At 67.9% G+C, this 21,105-nt stretch carries 23 protein-coding genes; 12 read left to right on the top strand and 11 right to left on the bottom strand.

Going from position 1 to position 21,105, the window contains the following annotated elements:
* Positions 1 to 49: 49 nt before the first annotated feature.
* From Q368_RS0104070 to Q368_RS0104045, 6 genes are all read right to left on the bottom strand, one after another.
* On the bottom strand, positions 50 to 286 hold the full coding sequence (locus Q368_RS0104070) for an acyl carrier protein (protein ID WP_009181243.1): 237 nt from the start codon (positions 284 to 286) through the stop codon (positions 50 to 52).
* A gap of 48 nt (positions 287 to 334) precedes the next feature.
* Positions 335 to 1,063: a 3-oxoacyl-[acyl-carrier-protein] reductase gene (gene fabG, locus Q368_RS0104065; RefSeq protein WP_029457517.1), complete on the bottom strand. Its 729-nt coding sequence runs from the start codon at positions 1,061 to 1,063 to the stop codon at positions 335 to 337.
* 256 nt (positions 1,064 to 1,319) lie between these two features.
* The gene (locus Q368_RS0104060; RefSeq protein WP_029457516.1) at positions 1,320 to 2,309 is read right to left on the bottom strand and encodes a beta-ketoacyl-ACP synthase III; all 990 of its coding nucleotides are present in this window, start codon (positions 2,307 to 2,309) and stop codon (positions 1,320 to 1,322) included.
* A gap of 22 nt (positions 2,310 to 2,331) precedes the next feature.
* Positions 2,332 to 3,381 (bottom strand): phosphate acyltransferase PlsX, encoded by a 1,050-nt coding sequence (gene plsX, locus Q368_RS0104055; protein ID WP_029457515.1) that lies wholly within the window; start codon positions 3,379 to 3,381, stop codon positions 2,332 to 2,334.
* On the bottom strand, positions 3,371 to 3,553 hold the full coding sequence (rpmF, locus tag Q368_RS0104050) for a 50S ribosomal protein L32 (RefSeq protein WP_029457514.1): 183 nt from the start codon (positions 3,551 to 3,553) through the stop codon (positions 3,371 to 3,373). Before rpmF ends, plsX begins: the two co-directional genes overlap by 11 nt.
* A gap of 71 nt (positions 3,554 to 3,624) precedes the next feature.
* Positions 3,625 to 4,167: a YceD family protein gene (locus tag Q368_RS0104045; protein ID WP_029457513.1), complete on the bottom strand. Its 543-nt coding sequence runs from the start codon at positions 4,165 to 4,167 to the stop codon at positions 3,625 to 3,627.
* 194 nt (positions 4,168 to 4,361) lie between these two features.
* Between Q368_RS0104045 and rpmB the strand changes: the two genes are divergently transcribed.
* Positions 4,362 to 4,568: a 50S ribosomal protein L28 gene (gene rpmB, locus Q368_RS0104040; protein ID WP_029457512.1), complete on the top strand. Its 207-nt coding sequence runs from the start codon at positions 4,362 to 4,364 to the stop codon at positions 4,566 to 4,568.
* A 107-nt stretch (positions 4,569 to 4,675) separates the two neighbouring features.
* Here the strand turns inward: rpmB and Q368_RS0104035 are convergent, their stop codons facing one another.
* Complete coding sequence (locus tag Q368_RS0104035; RefSeq protein ID WP_029457510.1) at positions 4,676 to 5,992, bottom strand: hemolysin family protein; 1,317 nt, start codon at positions 5,990 to 5,992, stop codon at positions 4,676 to 4,678.
* 224 nt (positions 5,993 to 6,216) lie between these two features.
* On the opposite strand from Q368_RS0104035, the gene Q368_RS0104030 reads away from it, so the two are divergent.
* Positions 6,217 to 6,438 carry a hypothetical protein gene (locus tag Q368_RS0104030; RefSeq protein ID WP_029457509.1) on the top strand — a complete coding sequence of 74 codons (222 nt, stop codon included), beginning with the start codon at positions 6,217 to 6,219 and terminating at the stop codon, positions 6,436 to 6,438.
* A 135-nt stretch (positions 6,439 to 6,573) separates the two neighbouring features.
* Here the strand turns inward: Q368_RS0104030 and gltX are convergent, their stop codons facing one another.
* Positions 6,574 to 7,968, bottom strand: coding sequence for a glutamate--tRNA ligase (gltX, locus tag Q368_RS0104025; RefSeq protein WP_029457508.1), 1,395 nt, complete (start codon positions 7,966 to 7,968; stop codon positions 6,574 to 6,576).
* 120 nt (positions 7,969 to 8,088) lie between these two features.
* A complete protein-coding gene (locus Q368_RS0104020) occupies positions 8,089 to 8,310 on the bottom strand; it encodes a NifU family protein (RefSeq protein ID WP_029457506.1) in 222 nt (73 codons plus the stop codon).
* Positions 8,311 to 8,503: 193 nt separating this feature from the next.
* Here Q368_RS0104020 and Q368_RS0104015 point away from each other — a divergent pair, with 193 nt between their 5' ends.
* The 3 genes from Q368_RS0104015 (at position 8,504) to ribD (ending at position 11,597) form a co-directional block, all read left to right on the top strand.
* The gene (locus tag Q368_RS0104015; RefSeq protein ID WP_029457504.1) at positions 8,504 to 9,862 is read left to right on the top strand and encodes a DUF4405 domain-containing protein; all 1,359 of its coding nucleotides are present in this window, start codon (positions 8,504 to 8,506) and stop codon (positions 9,860 to 9,862) included.
* 135 nt (positions 9,863 to 9,997) lie between these two features.
* A complete protein-coding gene (locus Q368_RS0104005; protein WP_029457502.1) occupies positions 9,998 to 10,459 on the top strand; it encodes a deoxycytidylate deaminase in 462 nt (153 codons plus the stop codon).
* Positions 10,449 to 11,597, top strand: coding sequence for a bifunctional diaminohydroxyphosphoribosylaminopyrimidine deaminase/5-amino-6-(5-phosphoribosylamino)uracil reductase RibD (gene ribD, locus Q368_RS0104000; protein WP_029457500.1), 1,149 nt, complete (start codon positions 10,449 to 10,451; stop codon positions 11,595 to 11,597). Before Q368_RS0104005 ends, ribD begins: the two co-directional genes overlap by 11 nt.
* 84 nt (positions 11,598 to 11,681) lie before the next feature.
* Here ribD and Q368_RS0103995 read toward each other — a convergent pair whose 3' ends face one another.
* Complete coding sequence (locus Q368_RS0103995; RefSeq protein ID WP_029457498.1) at positions 11,682 to 12,800, bottom strand: AAA family ATPase; 1,119 nt, start codon at positions 12,798 to 12,800, stop codon at positions 11,682 to 11,684.
* Positions 12,801 to 12,957: 157 nt separating this feature from the next.
* On the opposite strand from Q368_RS0103995, the gene Q368_RS0103990 reads away from it, so the two are divergent.
* Both Q368_RS0103990 and mazG read left to right on the top strand, forming a co-directional pair.
* Positions 12,958 to 13,767, top strand: a complete 810-nt coding sequence (locus Q368_RS0103990) for a CvpA family protein (RefSeq protein WP_029457496.1) — start codon at positions 12,958 to 12,960, stop codon at positions 13,765 to 13,767.
* Entirely contained in the window at positions 13,764 to 14,546 is a 783-nt protein-coding gene (mazG, locus tag Q368_RS0103985) for a nucleoside triphosphate pyrophosphohydrolase (protein WP_029457494.1), read from the top strand. The genes Q368_RS0103990 and mazG overlap by 4 nt, the downstream gene beginning before the upstream one ends.
* 82 nt (positions 14,547 to 14,628) lie before the next feature.
* Here mazG and Q368_RS0103980 read toward each other — a convergent pair whose 3' ends face one another.
* Positions 14,629 to 15,684: a linear amide C-N hydrolase gene (locus Q368_RS0103980; RefSeq protein WP_029457493.1), complete on the bottom strand. Its 1,056-nt coding sequence runs from the start codon at positions 15,682 to 15,684 to the stop codon at positions 14,629 to 14,631.
* 151 nt (positions 15,685 to 15,835) lie between these two features.
* Between Q368_RS0103980 and phrB the strand changes: the two genes are divergently transcribed.
* Genes phrB through pgl form a run of 5 tightly spaced genes read left to right on the top strand, consistent with a single transcriptional unit; the run spans position 15,836 to position 21,105 of the window.
* Positions 15,836 to 17,203, top strand: a complete 1,368-nt coding sequence (phrB, locus tag Q368_RS0103975; protein ID WP_029457491.1) for a deoxyribodipyrimidine photo-lyase — start codon at positions 15,836 to 15,838, stop codon at positions 17,201 to 17,203.
* The gene (locus tag Q368_RS0103970) at positions 17,200 to 17,931 is read left to right on the top strand and encodes a TVP38/TMEM64 family protein (RefSeq protein ID WP_029457490.1); all 732 of its coding nucleotides are present in this window, start codon (positions 17,200 to 17,202) and stop codon (positions 17,929 to 17,931) included. The genes phrB and Q368_RS0103970 overlap by 4 nt, the downstream gene beginning before the upstream one ends.
* Positions 17,928 to 18,845 carry a phosphogluconate dehydrogenase (NAD(+)-dependent, decarboxylating) gene (gnd, locus tag Q368_RS0103965; protein ID WP_029457488.1) on the top strand — a complete coding sequence of 306 codons (918 nt, stop codon included), beginning with the start codon at positions 17,928 to 17,930 and terminating at the stop codon, positions 18,843 to 18,845. The genes Q368_RS0103970 and gnd overlap by 4 nt, the downstream gene beginning before the upstream one ends.
* A complete protein-coding gene (zwf, locus tag Q368_RS0103960) occupies positions 18,845 to 20,389 on the top strand; it encodes a glucose-6-phosphate dehydrogenase (protein ID WP_029457486.1) in 1,545 nt (514 codons plus the stop codon). The genes gnd and zwf overlap by 1 nt, the downstream gene beginning before the upstream one ends.
* Entirely contained in the window at positions 20,386 to 21,105 is a 720-nt protein-coding gene (gene pgl, locus Q368_RS0103955) for a 6-phosphogluconolactonase (RefSeq protein ID WP_029457484.1), read from the top strand. The genes zwf and pgl overlap by 4 nt, the downstream gene beginning before the upstream one ends.

Raw genomic sequence — 21,105 nt, 5'->3', positions numbered from 1 at the left:
GGTCCCGGGCGAAGACGCGCTGCGCCCGGGACCGGCAGGGCGTTTTGGGCTACTCGCCCTTTTTCTTTTCGATAAAGGAGATCGCGTCCTGGACTTTCTGGATCTGCTGGGCGTCCTCGTCGGAGATCTCGACGCCGAACTCCTCTTCCATGGCCATGATGAGCTCGGTCAGGTCCAGGGAGTCCGCGCCCAGATCGTCGACGAACTTGGCTTCGGGGTTGACCTCTCCGGCGTCCACGCCGAGCTGATCCACGATGATTTCTTTGACTTTTTCCGCGACTGACATGGTTTCCTCCAAAGGGTGGGCGTATTTATATTCCGAGTGGTGTTGCGATTACATGTACATGCCGCCGTTGACCCCGAGCACCTGACCGGTGACGTACCCGGCCGCGTCGCCGGCGAGATACCCGACGGCCGCGGCGATCTCCTCGGGGGAGCAGGCGCGCTTGAGGGGGATGCGCTCGGCGAACGCCGTCTTGACGGCGTCGGCAAGGCCGGCGGTCATGTCGGTCTCCACGTAGCCCGGGGCCACGGCGTTGACCGTGATGTTGCGGGAAGCCAGCTCCAGGGCGGCGGACTTGGTGAGCCCGATCAGTCCCGCCTTGGCCGCGGCGTAGTTGGCCTGGCCGGCGTTGCCGGACTGGCCGACCACGGAGGTGATGTTGACGATGCGCCCGGCGCGGCGCTTCATCATGATTTTCGCCGCCTCGCGCAGGCAGGTGAACGCGCCGACGAGGTTGACATTGATGACGGCGGCGAAATCCTCGTCCTTCATGCGCGCGATCAGCCCGTCGCGGGTGATGCCGGCGTTGTTGACCAGCACGTGCAGGTCCGCGCCCTTGAGGTGCTCCGCGAAAAAGGCGGCCACGGCGGCCGGATCGGAAGTGTCGAGCGCCAGCGCCCGGGCCGAGCCGCCCGAGGCGGTGATGCCCTCGGCCACGGCCGCAGCCGCGTCGGGCTTGCTGACGTAGGTCAGGACCACGTCGAAGCCGTCGGCGGCAAGCCGTTTGGAAACGGCCGCGCCGATGCCGCGAGACCCGCCGGTGACCAAGGCCGTACGCATGAGCAAGCTCCTTGTCGCGCTTTTCTACGGTTCCGGCGCGCGCTGCCGGGAAAGTTTCGCGAGGTCCGGGGGGCGCTGCGGGCCCGCCCGGGGGCGGGCAGGGCGACACCCTAGCCGAAACGGTTCGCCTCGGCAAATGCGATTTCCGCCCGGGACCCTGGCCCGTGGCCGAAAACGGCAGCGGACCGTCTCCGCCCACGGTCCAATCCGTGAAGTTTCCTACCGAAAAATCCTGCCGTATTTTCCGGCGCCACCCCTAGAACTGGAGCAGGGCCGAACCCCAGGTGAAGCCGCCGCCGAACGCGCCGAGCAGGACCTTGCCGCCGGCGGGAAGGCGTCCTGCGGTGCGCGCCTCGACCAGGGCGATGCCGACCGTGGACGCCGAGGTGTTGCCGAAGCGAGCCACGGTGGACATGACCTTATCCACGGGCAGGGAAAGCTTTTTCGCCACGGCTTCCATGATGCGCCAGTTCGCCTGATGCGGAATGAAAAGCACGATGTCATCGTTGCCGAGGCCTTGCGCGGTCATGAGCTCCTCGCAGATGGCGGCCATGGAGCGCACGGCATGCTTGAAGACCTCGGGGCCGTTCATCTGCAAAAAGAAATCCTCGTCCACGGCGTCGCCGAGCTTGTAGGGGTGTCCGGAGCCGCCGCCCTTGATGGTGAGCAGGTGGCCAAGCGAACCGTCGCTCGACAGGCGGGTGTCCATGATCCGGGCCTGGGCTCCGGATTCCTCGGAAGTGACCACGGCCGCGGCCGCGGCGTCGCCGAAAAGCACGCAGGTACGGCGGTCGGCCCAGTTGGTGCGCGAGGTCAGTACCTCGGCCGCGGCCACGAGCACCTTCGCCTCGGGGTGCAGGGCGAGGACGGCCCGGGCCATCTCCAGACCATAGATGTAGCCGGTGCAGGCGGCGTTTACGTCCTGCACGACCTTGTGCCGGATGCCGAGCTTTTCTTCCATCAGGCAGGCGGCCGACGGGGTGTAGAAGTCGGGGGTGACGGTGTAGAGAAAAATGTGTGTGAGTTCGTCGGCGTCCATGCCCGCGTCGACCAGGGCGGCCTTGGCGGCGGCGGCGGACATGTCGCTGACGGCTTCTCCGGGCGCGGCGATGTGGCGTTCCTTGATGCCGGTACGGGTGGTGATCCACTCGTCGGAGGTCTCGACGATCTTTTCCAGGTCGGCGTTGGTGAGCACCTTTTCGGGTGCATAGTAGCCGATGCCGCGTATGTAGGCTTCGTGTTTCATGCAGTGGGGGAAGGTTGGCGCGTCAGCGCTGTTCGTTGACGGCGTGCCGGCGTGGGCCCGCCAGGTCGATGTTTTTGGCCACGGCTTCGGACAGGTGGGTGTTGGCTTCCATGTCCACGAACCGCGCGGCCATGCGCACGGCGCTGGACATGGCCTTGCTGTTGGAAGCGCCGTGGCAGATCAGGCAGATGCCTTTGAGCCCCAGCAGCGGCGCGCCGCCGTATTCGGCGTAGTCCACCAGGCGCGAGAAGCGTTTGAGGGCGTTTAAGGCCAGCATGGTGCCGATCTTGCCGAAAAAGCCGCGACGCAGTTCGCCCTTGAGCAGGCGCCCCAGCGACGAGGCCAGACCCTCGGCCTGCTTGACCACCACGTTGCCGACAAAACCGTCGCACACGACCACGTCCACGTTCCCGGTGAAGAGGTCGCGGCCTTCGATATTGCCGACGAAGTTGAGCGAGGACAGGCGCAGCAGGTCGAAGGTCTCCTTGACCAGCAGGTTGCCCTTGCCCGATTCTTCCCCGTTGGACAGCAGCGCCACGGCGGGGTTTTCCCGTCCGAGCATGGTCTCGGCCAGAACCGAGGCCATGACGCCGAACTGGAGCAGGTGGAACGGCTTGCAGTCCACGTTGGCCCCGACGTCGATAATGACGCAGTGGGACTTCTCCGTGGGCATGAACGTGGCGATGGCCGGCCGGTCCACACCCGGGGCGCGGCCGATGGTGAACATGGCGCAGGCCAGCGTGGCGCCGGAATGGCCGGCGGAGATGACGCCGTCGGCCTCGCCGTCGCGCACGAGGTTGCAGGCCACCTGGATGGAGGAATCCTTCTTGCGGCGTAGCGCCTCGGAAGGTTTTTCCTCCATCTCCACGACCTGGGAGGCGTGGACCACGGACACCGGCAACCCCTTGGCGTCGTAGCGCGCCAGCTGGGCCGCGATGGCGTCCTGGTCGCCGACCAGGATGACCTCGGCCTTGCCGGTCCTGGCGGCGTGCAACGCGCCGGGAACGACCACGTGGGGACCGAAGTCCCCGCCCATGGCGTCCACGGCGATGCGCGGCTTTCTATTCGTCATCGTCCTTCCGCAGCATCTGACGCCCGCGGTAGGTGCCGCAGCTCGGGCAGATGCGGTGGGGCAGCGTGGGCTCGCCGCAGGAGCAAAGAACCACGGCGGGAACCGGCACGTGGTCGTGGGCGCGGCGCATGCCTTTGCGGGACTTGGAGATTTTTCTATTGGGGACGGCCATGGCGATTACCTCGCTAAAGGGTTTACGGTCAGGTATCGACGATCGCGCGGCAACTTGGCGGCAAGGCCGCTTCAGTTGGAGCCGCGCGGGACCTTCAAATTTTTGAGCACGGCGAGCCTGGGGTCGCCGGATTCCTCGGCGCAACCGCAGGGGCCGTCGCGCAGCGGCGCGCCGCAACGCGGGCAAAGGCCCGGGCAGTTTTCGTCGCAAAGCGGCTTCACCGGCAAGGCAAGCAGATATTGTTCCCACAAAAGGCTGCCCACGTCCAGTTCCAGCACCTTGCCCCGGCGGCGCAACAGCCCCGGTTCCATCGCCTCCTCGCCTTCAAGGGGCGCTTCCTCGAACAGCTCGAAATCGCTGTCCACGGCAAGCGTCACGTCCTCGGCGCAGCGGTCGCAGGGAACCACGACCTTGCCGGAGATCTTCCCGCGCACGAGCGCGCCCCGGCCTTGCGGCAGCACGGAAAACGCGGCCTCGATGCCCAGTCCCGGCGCGTCCAGGACGTGGCCCAGGGAGAATTCCGCGACGGGCCCGGTCCAGATGGCCTGGTCGGAAAACGAAAACTCCCGGCCCTCGGCCGGGATGTCGGTGATGTCGAGCCAAAGTTCGGGCATGGGGTTCCTCGCGAGACAGTGAGTGCTAGTCCGAGCCCCGGGCGTTGTCAAGAAAAAGCTTGCCAAGGCTCCCCTTCCCATGTACCTCACAAAATTCTTTGCGTCACTGCGAAAAACGCGCGGCCGCCGCCGGTCCGAAAACCCCCATCCGGCGGGCGGGCGACGCGAATCATGTTTCCGGGAGGAACCTCAAAATGGCCAAGATTTGCGAGCATTGCGGCAAGAAGCCCCAGACCGGCAACAATGTCAGCCACGCCAACAACAAGACCAAGCGCCGCTTCGAGCCCAACCTGGTCAAGGTCCGCGCCCAGCTGCCGTCCGGCGAAGTGACCACCATGACCGTGTGCACCCGTTGCCTGCGCTCCGGCGCGGTGACCAAGCCGGTCGCGAAAACCGCTTAATTTTTCCCTTTTCCTGTTGTTGTGGAGGGCGACGCGCCGTGGCGCATCGCCCTTTTCTTTTGTGCTCTCGGAGCTTCTCCGCTCCCTGTCCCCTTCCCGAATTCCCGCTAGTCCGCCGCTTCCCCGGCCGGTTGCGGCGCCACCAGCACCCGGTCGATGCGCCGGCCGTCCATGTCGGCGATCTCGAAGGTCGCGCCGTGGGCCGTGAGCGTGTCGCCTATGGCCGGGATGCGGCCCAGGCGGGAGAGCAGAAAGCCGGCCAGGGTCGCGCCCGCGAATTCCACCGGCCAGGGCGCGGGCAGCGACAGCGCCGCCGCCACCTCGTCCATGGGCGTGGCCGCATCGATGAAAAACGATCCGTCCGCCCGCCGCACCACCGAAGGCTCGTCATAGCCCGCCAGCCCCGGCAGGTCGCCAACCAGGTCCTCGAACACGTCCGCCGCCGTGACCATGCCGACCACGTCGCCGTATTCGTCCACGACCAGCGCCAGATGGACGCGCGGCGACTGGCGAAACCGCGACAGGATGTCCAGGCCGCGCATGGTCTCGGGCAAAAAGACCGGCGGCGTCAGGTGCGCCTTGAGGTCGATCGCGCCGCTGCGCAGGCGCTCGGCCAGCACGTCCTTGGCGCGCACGATGCCGAGCACTTCGTGGAAATCGCCGCGCACCACCGGAAAGCGCGTGTGCGGGCTTTCGAGCATCACGCGCGTGATTGCCTCCTCGTCGGCGTCGGCGTCGATGCAATCGATGCGCGAACGGTGCGTCATGATGACGTCGAGCGGCCGGTCGGTCACGCGCAAGAGCCGCTCCATGATGTCGCGCTCGGCGTGCTCGATGGCCCCGTGCAGCGCGCCTTCGCGCAAAAGCCCCCGGATGTCCTCCTCGGTCACGGCCGCCTCGCCACCGTGCCCCAGGCCGAAAAGGCGCAACAGCCCCTGCGTGGCCAGCCCCAAGGCCCAAACCAGGGGGCGGCTGATGTACATGAGCCCGTGCATGACCGGTGCGGCGGCCATGGCCAGCGGTTCCGGACGGGAAAGCCCCAGGCGCTTGGGCACGAGCTCCCCGAGCACGAGCGTGGCCACGGCGATGGGGACCACCACCGCGGCCAGGGACAGGGCGTGGGCGTAGGGCGCAAGGAGCGGGACGGTGTGGAGGTACGCGGCCAGTTCGGCGGCGAGCGTCGCGCCGCCGTAGGCGCTGGCCAGCACCCCGGCCAGGGTGATGCCGATCTGCACGGCGGAAAGAAAGGTTTCGGGCGCGGCGAGCAGGCGCAGGCACAGTTTTGCCCGTGCGCTGCCGGCCTCGGCCAGTGCGGTCAGACGCGGCTTGCGCGCGGCCACAAGCGCCATTTCGGCCATGGCGAAAAAGCCGTTGACGAGAATGAGCGCCAGTACGGCGGCCAGTTCGAGCAATACGGAAGACATACGGACTCCGGTTGCGGCGCGGGCGCGCCGTGTTGTCAGCAGGATAGCACCGGCGTTCCCGCTGCGGGAAGAGGGAACGTCGGGATCGGCGGCGACACAACGGCGGCACCGTGCGCACGAGGGTTGTCATAAGGCGTTGCAATACATGCCAGATGTGTTACCGTCAGCTATACGTCCGGGGTTTCATAGGGATGCAGTCTGTAACCAAAGCTCGGGAGGATTCCATGGCGGATTGCGAATGCCTGGCCGGCTGCCTGTTTTTCAACGACAAGTTGCAAAACATGCCCACCGCGGCCAATTCCCTGAAAAAGCGGTTCTGTCGCGGCGACAACGCCAATTGCGCGCGCCACATGGTGCTTGCGGCCCTGGGCCGGGAACGCGTGCCCCCGGACCTGTCGCCCAACCAGCAGGACCGGGCCAGGGCGATCATCAGCGGAGGGAAGTAGCCCCTATTATAAAGCCCTTCCTGACGGCGGCCGTCGCACCGTGACGTGGCCGGCCCTTGGATGGGGGCAAATGAAAAGCCCCCGGTTGCCGCGCATCCTGCGCCGCAGTCGGGGGCTTGCTCACCGTTGTCGCGATTACAGCGCCAGCGCCCGGTCGATGCGCGCCAGCACCCGCCGCCTGCCCATGACCTCCATGGTCTCGAACAGGCCCGGGCTCGCCGTGCCGCCGGTGATCGCCACGCGCACCGGCTGGGCCAGCAGCTTGAATTTGATGCCCTTTTCCTCGATGTAGGCGTGCACCGCCTGCTCCATGGACGCCTGGTCGAAGGCCGCAAGGCCTTCCAGGATCCCCCGCACGGCCTCCAAGTGCCCGCGCACCTCATCGGTGAAGAACTTCTTGACCGCCGCCATGTCGTAGACGAGGTCGTCCGTGCGCGTGACGAAGCATTCCGTCTTCTCGGCCATTTCGGCGACGGTCTGGGCGCGCGGCTGGAGCAGCGGCACGACCTTGGCGAGGTATTCCAGATCCTGGGGCGGATAGCCCTTGCGCTCGAGGAACGCGTTGACAAGCACCGCCAGCCGCGACGCCGGGCTCTCCTTGATGTAGTGGGCGTTGAGCCACAGGAGCTTGGCCTTGTCGAAGACCGCCGCCGAGCTGCCCAGGTTCTCCGTGGAAAAGAGCCGGACCAGCTCCTCGCGCGAAAAAATCTCCTGGTCGCCGCTGGCCCAGCCCAGGCGCACGAGGCCGTTTAACATGGCCTCGGGCAAGAAACCCTCGGTCTCGTACTCCATGACCGCCGTGGCCCCGTGGCGCTTGGAGAGCTTTTTCTTGTCCGGGCCGAGGATCATGGGCACATGGCCGAACTTGGGCAGGGGAAAACCCAGGGCCTTGTAGATCAGGATCTGGCGCGGCGTGTTGTTCAAGTGGTCGTCGCCGCGGATGATGTGCGTCACGCCCATGGTGGCGTCGTCCACCACCACGGCCAGGTTGTAGGTGGGCGAGCCGTCCGTGCGGCGCAGCACCATGTCGTCGAGCTCGGCATTGTCGACCGACACCGAGCCCTTGACCATGTCGTCCACCACCGTGGCCCCGGTCACCGGGGCCTTGAGCCGCACCACGCGCCCGGGGCCCGGCCCCAGGCCGGCCTCGCGGCAGCGGCCCGAATACTTGGGCTTGAGCCCCTTGGCCCGCGCTTCCTCGCGCATGGCCTCCACTTCCTCGGGCGTGCACGAGCACCAGTAGGCGTTGCCGCTGGCCAGGAGTTTGTCGATATATTCATTATAAATGTCGAACCGCTTGCTCTGGTAGGTGATCTCGCCGTCGTGGGAAAGCCCCAGCCATTCCATGGCGTCCAGGATCGACTGGGTCATGTCGGCGTTGGAGCGCACGAGGTCCGTGTCCTCGATGCGCAGCAGAAACTTGCCGCCGAGGTGGCGGGCCAGCAGCCAGTTGAAGATGGCCGTGCGCGCGCCGCCGATGTGCAGGTAGCCGGTCGGGCTCGGGGCGAAGCGGGTGACGATGGTGCTCATGTCGGGCTCCAAGGCGAAAACGGGAGTCCCGCAAGGAACTCCCGGAAAAGGGCGGGAAAAACGGGCCGGCGCGCCGCGGCGGATGCGGGCGGCGGCGGGATCGGCGACGCTTGCGGGCGTCTAGACCGATTCCACGGCCTTGACGCCGGCCACTTCCTGCTTGAGGATGCGCTCGACGCCGCTTTTGAGCGTCATCTGCGACATGGGGCAGCCCTTGCAGGCCCCGGTCAGGCGCACCCGGACAATGCCGCCGGCCGTCACCTCGACCAGCTCCACGTCGCCGCCGTCGGCTTGCAGGGAAGGCCGGATCTTGCCCAGCGCGGCTTCGATCTTCTCTCGCATCGTATGCTCCTTGGCAGTCGCCGGCGGATGCCGCCGGCCTTGGGGCCGGGAGGTAGCGTCTTTGGGATGCGGCGTCAACAGGGCCGCGTCCGTTCGGGAAGCGCCCCCGCCGGGGATGGGCAAAGCGGCCAAGGCATGCTAGAGGGCGGGCAACCTGACATGCCCGGCCGCCGCGCCGGGGATGGAGTCCCGGATGCTCAAGAAAATCGTCTCCCTGGTCCTTTTCTTCTCCCTTTTCCTGACGATGCTGACCGCCCTGGTCGTCTACGTCGCTCCTGCCGACCGCGTGGCGTCCTGGTCCAATTGGACCTTCCTCGGGCTTTCGCTGGCGCGCTGGCAAGGCGCGCATCTGGGCATGGGCATGCTTTTTTGCGTCACAAGCCTCGTGCACCTCGGCTGCAACTGGGACAGCCTGCTCGACCATCTGCGCGACGACGACGGCATCGTGGTCGTCTTCACGCGTCCCTTCTTCGCCGGATTCCTGCTGACCGTGGCCGTCTTCGTCTGGGCCCTGTCCGGACTGCCGCCCGTGCGCCAGCTCGTGGCCTTCTCGGGCTACCTCAAGACGCGCGCCGTCGAGACCTACGGCGAACCGCCCTTCGCCCTGGCCGAGCGCTCCACCCTGGCCGACCTCGCCCGGCGCATGGGCATGGACGGCGACAAGGCGCTCGCCCTGTTGCGGCTAAAAAACATCAAGGCCGACAACGCCGACCTCACACTGGCCGAAATCGCCCGCCAAAACGGCGTGGCCCCGGCCGGCGTGTTCGAAGCCCTCAAGATGGTCATGGAACCCTCGGGCGGCGCGGCCGCCTCCGCCGGCCTGCCCAAGGACCCGCCGCCCGGGCTCGGTCGGCGCAAGCTCTCGGACATCTGCGAGGAGTACGGCCTCAAGCAGGCCGACGTCCTGGACCGCCTCCAGGCCGCCGGCCTCAAGGCCCAGCCGGCCCAGACCCTGACCGAGGTCGCCAAGGCCAACGGCGTGCTGCCCATCGCCGTCTACGAAGCCCTGCGCGGCGAAAAACCGGCCACGGCCGTGGTCGTCGAACCGGCCCAGCCCGTCACGCCCGTGGAACCGGCCCCCCAGCAGCCGGCCCCGACACCCGCGCCGCAAGCCGCCACGCCCGCAGCCCCGGCCGCGCAAGCGCCCGTCGTCATCCAGCCCGTCCCCCCCGCGCCGCAGGCCGCCCCGGCCCAGACACCGCAACAACCCGGCCAGCCCGCGCAGCCCGTGCCCGCATACGGCCACGGCGCGCAACCGGCCGCGCCCTACTCCCCGCCCTCCGGCCAGCCGTACCAGGGTGCCCAGCCTTTCCAGCCGCCGCAGCAGGCCCCCGCGCCGCAAACCGCCGTCCTGCCGGCCACGCCGCCGCCAGGCCTTGAGAAAATGATGCTGCAAACCTTCTGCCGCGAATACGACATTCCTCTGTCCGTGGCCGTGCAACGCCTGGGCAGGCACCGCATCACCGCCTTCGGCGACATGACCTTCGGGGAACTGTCCCTGGAAAACAACCGGCCGCCCGCGGACATCATGCGGATCATCGGCGGTCAGTAGCGGGGACGGGGACGCAGACGAGGGATGCAGGAGGAAGGATGAAGATGCCTCCCGCCCTGCCCACGCCCCGCCTTGACGCCGCCGCGGGCATGGTCCACTCTGCGCCCATCGCCGATTCATCTTGATGGAGCCGTCATGGACAAACGCCTGCCCTGGCCCGATTACTTCATGCGCATCGCCTACCTCGTGGCCGAGCGCAGCACCTGCCGCCGCCGCAAGGTCGGGGCCGTGGCGGTCAGGGATCGCCGCATCCTGGCCACGGGCTACAACGGCTCCCCCTCGGGCACCGCCCACTGCCTGGACATCGGCTGCCTGCGCGAGGAGCTCGGCATTCCCTCGGGCGAACGCCACGAACTGTGCCGGGGCCTGCACGCCGAGCAGAACGTCATCATCCAGTGCGCCCTGCACGGCGTGCCCATCGTCGGCGCGGACATCTACTGCACCACCCAGCCGTGCCTGATCTGCACGAAGATGCTCATCAACTGCCAGGTCAACCACATCTATTTCAGCCAGGGCTATCCCGATCCCCTCTCGGCCAAGATGATCGCCGAAGCGGGCATCGGCTTCGACCTGCTGGAGGGCGAACATGCCGTCTGATGCGGAGTTCATGGCCAGGGCCCTGGAGTTGGCCGAACGCGGCCGGGGAAGCGTCACGCCCAATCCTCGGGTCGGCGCGGTGCTCGTGCGCGACGGCAAGATTTTGGCCGAGGGCTGGCACAAGGTCTTCGGCGGCCCCCACGCCGAGGTGGAATGCCTGCGCGCGGCCGAGGCCGCCGGCATCGATCCGGCCGGGGCGACGATGTACGTGACACTCGAGCCGTGCAACCATTTTGGCAAGACGCCGCCGTGCTCGCGCACGTTGCTGGAATCGGGCGTGTCCCGGGTGGTGATCGGCTGCCTGGACCCCAATCCCGTGGCCGGCGGCGGCGCGGAGCTGCTGCGCGCCGGCGGCGTGGACGTGGCCGTGGGCGTGCTCGAGCAGGAATGCCGCGACGCCATCGCCGATTTCGTGGTCTGGAAGACGGGCGGCCGGCCCTTTGTCACGCTCAAGCTGGCCCTGACCCTCGACGGGCACATCGCCACGCGCCTGGGCGACTCGTCCTGGGTCAGCGGCGAGACGTCGCGGGCCCGGGTCCATGTCATGCGCGCCGCGTCCCAGGCCGTCATGGTCGGCGGCGGCACGCTCTACACCGACAACCCGCGCCTCACCCACCGAAGCGTGGAAGGTCCCCTGGCGGGTAATCCGCAACCCCTGGCCGTGGTCGTGACCCGGCGGCTGCCCGCGGCCGAAGCGCCGCTGCATCTCTTGACCGACCGGCCCGGGGACCTCGTACTGCTCACGGGCATGCCCAACGTCAAGGGCGTGGCCGCCGAGCGGCTGGCCGAACTGGGCATCCGCGTCTGGGGCCTGCCCGAACACGAGGACGGCTCCCTGGACCTGCTGCCGGGGCTGGTCCGGTTGCGCGAGCAAGCGAACGTCTACACCGTGCTGTGCGAGGGCGGCGGCGGCCTGGCCGGCAGCCTGCTGACCCAGGGGCTGGCCGACGAACTGGCCCTTTTCTACGCGCCCAAGATCCTCGGCGACGCCGAAGCCCTGCCCGCCTTCCGCGGCCGGGATATCGCCCACATGGCCGACGCCGCGTCCTTCCGCCTGCTGGAGGCAAGCCGGTGCGGCGAGGACCTGCTCGTGCGCGCCCGACCCACGCGCCCAGGCCCCCTGCCCGTGCGGCGCTGACCCGCCGGTCACGCCGTCGCATTCCCTCCCCTCCCGAGCCGACCCGCGCCCGCCCCGCCGAAGCGTCGTCTCTGCCCACAGGGCCTAATCCATGCGCGTCAGGTACTGGGTCACGGTCTGGGCGTCGAGGACGAGGGACGGCCCTGTCTCGGTTTGCTGCAACAGCGGCGAATGGTAGGGATCGAACTCGTGGGGCGCGATGAGGCCGTTGAAGATTTCACGCAGCGCCCGCGCGCCGATGCGGCTGTTTTTCGCCGCGGCCTCGGCGACGGCCACGGCCGCTTCCTTGGTCAGGCGCAGCGTGATGCCCATGTGGCAGAAATAGTCCACGCACAGGCGCAGGGGCGAATTGGGGGCGCTCAAAAAGATCTGGAGCAGCTCTTCCTTGCCCAGGTCGTCGAGCATGGCGATGGAGCCGAAGCGCGAAACGAACTGCGGCATCATGCCGTAGGCGAACAGGTCGCCCAGGCGCAGGTAGTCGCGCAGCTTGAACTTCGTCACCGTGCGCACGGACACCGTGCCGTCGGCCTTGCGCTCCACCTCGGACACTTCCTTGAGACGCCTGTCGTCCCGGCGGTTGACCAGGCAGGCGTACACCTGGTCGTAGAGCTCCTCGAACGCCCCGCCGCAGACGAAAAGCAGCCGGCCCGTGTCGAGAGTCAGTTCCGCCTCCACTTCGCGTCCGTCCTCCACGACTTTGGCGCGGTAGAGGAATTTCTCGCCCTCAAGCAGCGTGAGCAGCGCATACTGCGTTGTGATGCCCTCCACATTGGGCTTGCCCGACACCCGGCCCGAAATCTTGTCCACCTCGTCCACGCACACCGTGGCGTTTTCCAGGTAATCGACCAGCTCCTTGGCCGAGAGCGCCGAACCGAAGAGCACCTTGGCCTGGGCCTCGAGCTTGCGGAAAAGCCGCGTGGTGCGGTCCTCGCCTTCGATCTCGGCAGACAGCGTGTTGGCGTTGATGATGACCATGACCCGAAACCGCGCGAGCTCCTGATGCGCTTCGTAGAAATCGGTGACGGCCCGCATGAGCGTGGTCTTGCCCGTGCCGGAATTGCCGATAAGCAGGACGTTCGGCGCGGGCAGGCCGTGGATGTGCTTGTAGAGCGAAACGCTGATGCGCCGCAGCAGGTCCGGCTGTCCGAGCACGCGCTTGGCCAGAAACGCGTCGATGTCCACGGGGAGAAGCGGCTTTTCCATGCGTCCATCCTGTGTTTTCGGCTGTCGTACCCGCTTCGCCGCCGCGCCACAACCCGGCCGGGGAGGCTCCGGGGCGTTCCCTTGGTTTTTGGGGAGCCATTTGCTAAGACCTGGAGGCGCACGGCGCGATCCGCCAACCGCAACCCCCCGGAGTTCCATGCCCACGCTCAACATCGCCGACCTTTCGCTCGCCATCATCTGGCTCTATTTCGGCATCCGGGGCTATCTGCGCGGGCTGGTCAAGGAGGCCGGGTCGCTGGCGGCCATCGTGCTCGGATTCTACTGCGCCGGGGCCTACCACAAGACCCTGGCCCCGCACCTGACCGAATACATCTCCGGCAACTACGCCGGCACCGCCGCGTACCTGCTCATCTTCACGGTCGCGCTGCTCGGCGTCTGGTTTCTGGCGCTGGCCGTGTCGGGCATGGTCAAGATCACCATGACGCAGTGGGCGGACCGCTTTTTCGGCGGCGCTTTCGGCGTGGCCAAGGGCGTGGTCCTGACGGCCGCGCTGCTTTTTCTCATCCACCTCGCCTCGCCGCATCCCGATTTCCTGAAAGGGTCCCTGCTCGTGCCGGTGCTCGACCGCGTAAGCGCCAAACTCTCCCGCTACATCCCCCCGGACATCAACGAGAAGCTGCGCAAATTCAGCCACAAGGACGCGACCGATCCGGTCAAGGCGGCCACGGAGAAAAAAGGCGCGCCCGAGAAAAAACCGGCCGAGCCCGCCAAGCCAGAAACCGAAAAGAAACCCGAAAACGACAAGAAGTCTGGACAGGCCAAGACGCCCCCGGAAAAAGGCAAGGCCGACGCCCCAAAACCCCAGGCGGACAACAAGACCGCGGCCAAGAGCGCCAAGGCCGATCCGGCCAAGGAGCAACACCACGCCGCAACCGGCGGGAAGCCCAAGGCCGCTTCCCCCGACAAGACGGCCGCGAAGGCCGAGAACACCGAGAAGAAACCATGAACGCGAATTCCCCGGCCGAGGCCCTGGCAAAACTGCAAGACGTCCTCGACACCCTGCTCGGACCGGAAGGCTGCCCCTGGGACAAGGCGCAAACGCCCGAAACCCTGTGCGATTACATCATCGAGGAATCCTTCGAACTCGTGGACTGCATCCGCTCCGGCGACGCGCCGGGCACGGCCGAGGAACTCGGCGACGTCATGTTCCTGCTGCTCTTCGTGGCCACGTTGTCCCGAAAGCGCGAGGAGTTCTCCCTGGCCGAGGCCCTGGATACGGCCGCGGCCAAGATGATCCGCCGCCACCCCCACGTCTTCGGCGACCTCAAGGTCGCGGACCGCGAGGAACTGCTGCGCAACTGGGAGCGCATCAAGCGGGCGGAAAAAGACAAGGACACCGGACTGTACGCCTCGCTGCCCAAGGGCCTGCCTTCGCTTTTGAAAGCCTACCGCATCCACTCCAAAGCGGCGCGCTCGGGCTTCACCTGGGAGACGGACGCGGCCATGAAGGCCGGGCTCGACGCCGAACGCGGCGAATTCGAGGCGGCGGTCGCCTCGGGCGACGCCGACGCCATGGCCGAGGAATTCGGCGACTACCTCTTCACCCTGACCGAATACGGCCGGCGGCTGGGGCTCAAGGCCAACGCCTGCCTGGATGTGGCCAACAACAAGTTCCTTACCCGTTACAAGGCCATGGAACGCCTGGCCCGGGAGCGCGGCCTGTCCCTCGACGCCCTGGACATGGCGGCCAAAAACGCCCTGTGGGAAGAGGTCAAGAAAGCCTGACCCGCCCCCGCTCCAGGGCAAACGGCCCGCCGACGCCCGGATGCGCGTCGGCGGGCCGTTTGCGTTGCGGGCTCCGGGTGGCCTATTTGCCGTCGTAGGGCAGGACGGCAAAGGGAGGGGCCGCGACGAACTTGTCCGCCGCGTCGCCGGCGAAATACCCACCGTCCGTCAGCGGCAGCTTCTTGACCGGCGCGCCAGCCGAGAAATCCAGGCGCGCCAGTTCGACCCAGAACAGCGACGGGCTCATGGCGCTGTCGAAAAAGTAGATCAGGTCTTTCTGGTCGCTGAAGGTCCGCCAGCGCGTGGGCGAGATGTTGGGCTCGCCCGGGGAGGAGACCCCGAGCGGCACGGACACGCTGCGCATAAGTCCCGCGACGCCGGCCAGGGCCAGTTTCGCATCGCCCGTGCGGGGCAGGGTGGCGAGATAATACGACGTGCGCACGAAGCGGTCCGCCGCCCGGGACGTGCCCGGCAGAAAGCCGCCGCCCACGGTGTTCCAGTAGGCGTCGAGCGCCAGCTGCTGGTCGAACGTCGGCGAGTTGGTCATCACCTGGTATTTCCTGTCGTGGTGGATGACGAGCTTGCCGGCGACGTATTCGAAGATGGCCGAATCGCCGCCCGCGTCCGAAAGCGACAGGTGCAGGGTGGACGCCTTGCCGTTTGGCAGGTGCGGGGCGACCACGACAAAAGGGTTTTGGGACAGCGCCGCGACGGCCTCGGCCACGGTGGCGTAATTGTCCAGGGCGTATTGCGCCCAGGCCCCGATGTTGAGGAGCTTGTCACCCGGGCCGGGCGTGCCGTAGTCGGACTCGGCCAGATAGAGCAGATTGGCCGCCAGCCCCTTTTCGTTGAGGCCGTCGGCGGTGCCCACGTCGTAGCCCGAGGCGATGATGCTGCCGTATTTCGAGGTCCAGGTCACGGAATGCGGCCCGGCCGCCCCGTCCCGCTGCATGCCGCGGGGAAAGGCCCAGAGGTTGGACCGAATGTCCTCCGACCAGTCCATGGTGCGTCCGGTGATGACGACGCCGTCCTCGCCGAGGTAGACGGCCCGGGTGCAGGCCTGCGCGTTCGCGGGACCGGCCAGCAGCGCCGCCGCGACCGCGACGGCGGCCAAAAGGGCCAACAGCAGTTCAGACATGGTGAGAAACCCTCCGCTTTGAGATGGGCCGCCAACCGGTGGCGACCAGGGCGACTGTCCCCTTTCTACGTCGAAAGCCGCGCCCGGGGCAAGGCAAGGCGAAAAACACTTGCGGCTTGCCTTGAACCGGCCGGCGGCCTACAACGGCTAAATGCTGGTCCATCCCGCCCGCGTGACGCCCCTTGCCGCCGCCGCGCCCCGGCAGTCCGGGCCGGTCGTCTATTGGATGCACCGCGACCAGCGCGCCGCGGACAACTGGGCGCTGCTCGCCGCCGCGGACCTTGCGCGGGAATCCGGCGCACCGCTTTGCGTCGCCTTCGCCCTGGCCCCGACCTTTCCCGGGGCGACCCTGCGCCACTACGACTTCATGCTGCGCGGCCTGGCCGAGACCGAGGCCGGCCTTCGCGCGGCGCACATCCCCCTCGTGCTGCTGCCGGGCGACCCGGCGGTCGTGGTACCGGTGTTTCTCCGGGAGAGAAAAGCCGGCGCGTGCGTGACGGACTTCGACCCCATGCCGGTCAAAGGCGACTGGCTGGCCGCCGTGACCGCATCGGGCGTCTGCGCGCTGACCGAGGTGGACGCCCACAACGTGGTGCCCTGCCGCCGTGCCTCGGGCAAACGCGAGTACGCCGCGGCCACACTGCGCCCGAAAATCCACCGCCTGCTGCCCGAATTCCTCACGCCCTTTCCCGAATTGCCCGTGTTTCCGGCAACCAACCTCGCAGGCTTCGCGCCCGTGGACTGGACCGCCGCCGCCGCGACCGTCACGGCCGATCCGGCAGTCAGGCCCGTGCCGGACATCGTCCCGGGCGCGGCCGCCGCACGCGAGCGCCTGCGGGCGTTTTTGCGCGACACGCTTCCCGAATACGCCGCGCGGCGCAACGACCCCAACGCCGGGGCCACGTCCGGGCTTTCGCCCTATTTCCACTTCGGCCAGCTCGCGCCCCAGCGCGCGGCCCTGGACGCCCGTGACGCCAGGCCGGGCGCGCCCGAAGGCGCGGACGCCTTTCTCGAGGAACTGGTGGTGCGCCGGGAGCTTGCGGAAAATTTCCAATTTTACGCGCCCCGGGGCGACCTCTACGAGGCGCTCCCGGACTGGGCGCGAAAAACCCTGGCCGCCCATGCCGGCGACGCGCGGCCCGCAAGCTACGCGCCGCGCGAATTCGAGGAAGCGCGCACGCACAGCGCCCTGTGGAACGCCGCCCAGCGCCAATTGACGCGCACCGGCCGCCTGCACGGCTACATGCGCATGTACTGGGCGAAAAAGATCCTGGAATGGTCGCCCACGCCCCGGCAGGCGCTTGCCACGGCCCTTGCGCTCAACGACCGCTACGCCCTGGACGGCCGCGACCCAAGCGGCGTCACGGGCGTGCTCTGGTCCGTGGGCGGCCTGCACGACCGCCCCTGGGCGAAGAGACCCGTGTTCGGGCAGGTGCGCTACATGAACGAACGCGGCTGCCGGCGCAAATTCGACGTGGACGCCTACATCGACCGCTATTCCGAGGAGAAATGCGCATGACGCGCGGCACCCTGGGCAAGATCCTGCTCGTGGCCATGGCGCTGGCCCTGGTGGCCGCGTTCTTCGGCTTCGGCTTCGACAAGTACCTGACGCTGTCCTTTCTCAAGCAGTCGCGCGAGGCGCTGGCCACGGCCTACGCCGCCGCGCCGGCGCGGTTTCTTGCCGGCTATTTCGCGCTCTACGTGCTCGTGGCCGCCCTGAGCCTGCCCGGGGCCACGGTGCTGACGCTCGCCGGCGGCGCGCTGTTCGGTTTCTGGACCACGCTTCTTGTCGTCTCCTTCGCCAGCACCATCGGGGCCACGGCGGCCTGCGCCCTGGCGCGCACGCTCTTTCGCCAGGCCATCGCCCGCCGGCTGACCGGCAAGCTCAAGGCCATCGACGACGGCATCCGCCGCGAAGGCGCGTTCTACCTCTTCACGCTGCGCCTGATCCCGCTGTTCCCCTTTTTCGTGGTCAACGCGGCCATGGGGCTTACCGCCATGCCGCTAAAAACCTTCTACGCCGTGTCCCAGCTCGGCATGCTCCCGGGCACGGTCGTCTACGTCAACGCCGGGGCCCAGCTCGGCCGGCTGGATTCCCTGGCCGGCATCGTCTCCCCGACGCTGCTCGTATCCTTCGCGCTGCTCGGTGTCTTTCCCCTGGCGGCCAGAAAGGCCGTCGCCCTGGCCCGGGCGCGGCGCGCCCGAAACGCCCGCAAGGGCCCAACCACTCGCGGAGAAACGTCATGAAAATCGGTATGATCGGCCTCGGTCGCATGGGGCTCAACATGGCCCGGCGCCTGGCCCGGGGCGGCATCGAGGTCGTGGCCTACAACCGCACCGTACAAAAAGCCAAGGACTTCGCGGCCGAGGAAGGCGCAACAGCCAGCGCGGCCGAAACCCTGGCCGCCCTGGTCGCGGCCCTGCCCGCCCCGCGCGTCGTCTGGCTCATGCTCCCGGCCGGCGCGCCGACCGACGAGCATATCGAGGAACTGCTGCCCCTGCTCGCCCCCGGCGACACTATCGTCGACGGAGGCAACACCATGTACCGCGACGACCTGCGCCGTCACGAGGCCGCGGGCAAGCGCGGCATCCGCTACTGCGACGCCGGCGTCAGCGGCGGCATCTGGGGCCTGGCCGAAGGCTACTGCATCATGATCGGCGGCGAACCCGAGGTGGTCGCGCCCATCAAACCCGCCCTGGACGTGCTGACCGGCCCGGGCGGCAACCTGCACACCGGTCCCATCGGCTCCGGGCACTTCACCAAGATGGTCCACAACGGCATCGAATACGGCATGATGCAGGCCTACGCCGAGGGCTTCGAGATCCTGGCCGCCTCACAGTTCGGGGACAAGCTCGACTTCCCGGCCATCTGCGACCTGTGGAACCACGGCTCGGTGGTGCGCTCGTGGCTGCTCGAACTGGCCCAGCGCGCCTTCACCGAGGACCCGCGCCTGGAGAGCCTCAAGCCCTACGTGGACGATTCCGGCGAGGGCCGCTGGACGGTTGCTGCCGCCGTGGAAACGGCCGTGTCCGCCCCGGTCATCACCCTGTCGCTTTTCGAGCGCTTCCGCTCGCGCCAGGACAACTCCTTCCAGGACAGGGTGCTCGCGGCCCTGCGCAACCAGTTCGGCGGCCACGCCGTGAAAAGGAGGGAAGGCTGATGGCTGACGCCCAGGATCCGGCCCTGGCCGAGGTGGTGCTCGGCCGCCCGAAAAACCCCGCGCCGGACGCGACCTGCCGCTTCGACCAGGTCGAGGAGCCGGTGACCATCGTCATCTTCGGCGTCACGGGCGACCTCGCCGGCCGCATGCTCCTGCCGGCCCTGGCCGCGCTTTACGCCGGCGGCAACATGCCCGAAAACTTCGCCATCGTCGGGGCCAGCCGCACGGACTTAAACGACGACACCTTCCGCGAGCGCATGCGCGCCGCCCTGGAGGCATTCGGCGGCGTGGAGCCCAAAACCTGGGAGGGCCTCGCCCCGCGCATGTCCTACATCCGCGTCCACTACGACGACCCGGCCTCGTTCACGGCGCTGGGCGCGGCGCTGGACGCCCTGGCCGCGGAAAAAAACCTCGGCGGCAACCGCATCTTCTACCTCGCCGTGCCGCCCACGGCCTACGAGGATATCGCGGTCAACCTGGCCATGGCGGGACTGGCCGACGAAACCAAGGGCCACGCGCGCCTGGTCATCGAAAAGCCCTTCGGCCGCGACCTGTCCACGGCGCGGGTCCTGGAACAGGCCCTGCACACCCGCTTCTCCGAACACCAGATCTTCCGCATCGACCACTACCTGGCCAAGGAGACCGTGCAGAACATCCTCATGCTGCGCTTCGCCAACGCCATCTTCGAGCCGATCTGGAACCGCCGCTACGTGGATTACGTAAGCATCCTCGCCGCGGAATCCATCGGCGTCGAGCACCGCGCCTCCTACTACGACCACTTCGGCGTGCTGCGCGACATGTTCCAGAACCACATGATGCAGCTGCTGTCGCTTTGCGCCATCGAACCGCCCTCGCTTTTCGAGGCCGAGCTCGTGCGCGACGAGAAGACCAAGGTCTTCCGGGCGCTGCGCCCCTTCAGCACCGCCGACCTAGCCGAAAACCTGGTGCTCGGCCAGTACGCCTCGGGCGTGTGCGCCGGGGTCAAGGCCCCGGCCTACCTCGACGAGGAAGGCGTGCCCGGCGAGTCGCTGACCCCCACGTTTGCGGCCATGAAGGTCTACGTGGACAACTGGCGCTGGCAGGGCGTGCCGTTTTACATGATCTCGGGCAAGCGCCTGCCGGAGAAGCGCACGGAGATCGCAGTGCAGTTCAAGCCCGTGCCCTTCTCCATGTTCCGGGAAATCTTCGGCGACCACATCAAGGCCAACCGCCTCACGCTGCGCATCCAACCCGACGAGCAGGTGAGCCTGACCTTCCAGGCCAAGGCCCCGGGGCCGATGTGCCTGCGCTCTGTGACCATGAACTTCAACTATTACCAGGGGTACGAAGGACCGCAGCTGCCGGCCTACGCCAAGGTGCTGCTGGACTGCATGCTCGGCGACCAGACGCTTTTCTGGCGTCAGGACGGGGTGGAGCTGTGCTGGAAGTTCCTGGCGCCCATGCTCGGCGATCCCGATCCCGGGCGGCTTTTCCTCTACAAGGCCGGCACCTGGGGGCCGCAGGAGGCGGGCAAGCTGTTGACCGGCCACGGGCTGACGCCATGAACCGGGACATCCGCCGCTTCGCCGGCATGGACGCCCTGACCGCCGCGGCGCTCGACGTCGTGCGCGTGGCCGCGCGCGAGGCCATGGCGCAGCGCGGCCGTTTCGCCGTGGCGCTTTCCGGCGGCTCCTCGCCGCTTACGCTCTACGCCGCCATGGCGCGGGAAGGCTACGGCGCGCCGTTTGAAGCCACGCTGTTCTTCTTCGGCGACGAACGGCTCGTGCCCGTGGCGGACCGGCGCAACACCTTCGGCACGGTGGCTCCCATCCTCTTCACGCCAACGCCCGTTCCCGTGGGCAACATCCGGCCCATGCCCGTGGAGATCCGGCCTGCGGAGCTTGCCGCCGAGACCTACGAGGCGGAAATCCGCGAGGCCCTCGGCGCGGAGCCGGGGGAAATCCCCCGATTCGATCTGATCCTGCTCGGCATGGGCCCGGACGGGCACACGGCGTCGCTTTTTCCGGGCAGCCCGGCGCTTGCCGAAACGCGCAAGCTTGTTGCGGCCGTGCCCGCGCCGACCGCGGTCGAGCCCCACGTGCCGCGGCTGACCTTCACCCTGCCGCTTGTAAACGCGGCGCACCGGGTGCTTTTCCTGGCGGCGGCCAAGGGCAAGGAAAAAGCGCTGGAAAGGGCCCTGGCCGACGCGACGGACCCGGACGTGCCGGCATCCCTGGTGCGGCCGCAGGGCACGCTGACGTGGCTTGTCGCCACGGGCTGA

Origin of the sequence: Solidesulfovibrio alcoholivorans DSM 5433 (assembly GCF_000702665.1) — a bacterium.
In the GTDB taxonomy this organism is placed as follows: Bacteria; Desulfobacterota; Desulfovibrionia; order Desulfovibrionales; family Desulfovibrionaceae; genus Solidesulfovibrio; species Solidesulfovibrio alcoholivorans.
Note: the sequence above shows the minus strand (reverse complement) of the source record. Positions and strands in the feature narration are given on the sequence as shown.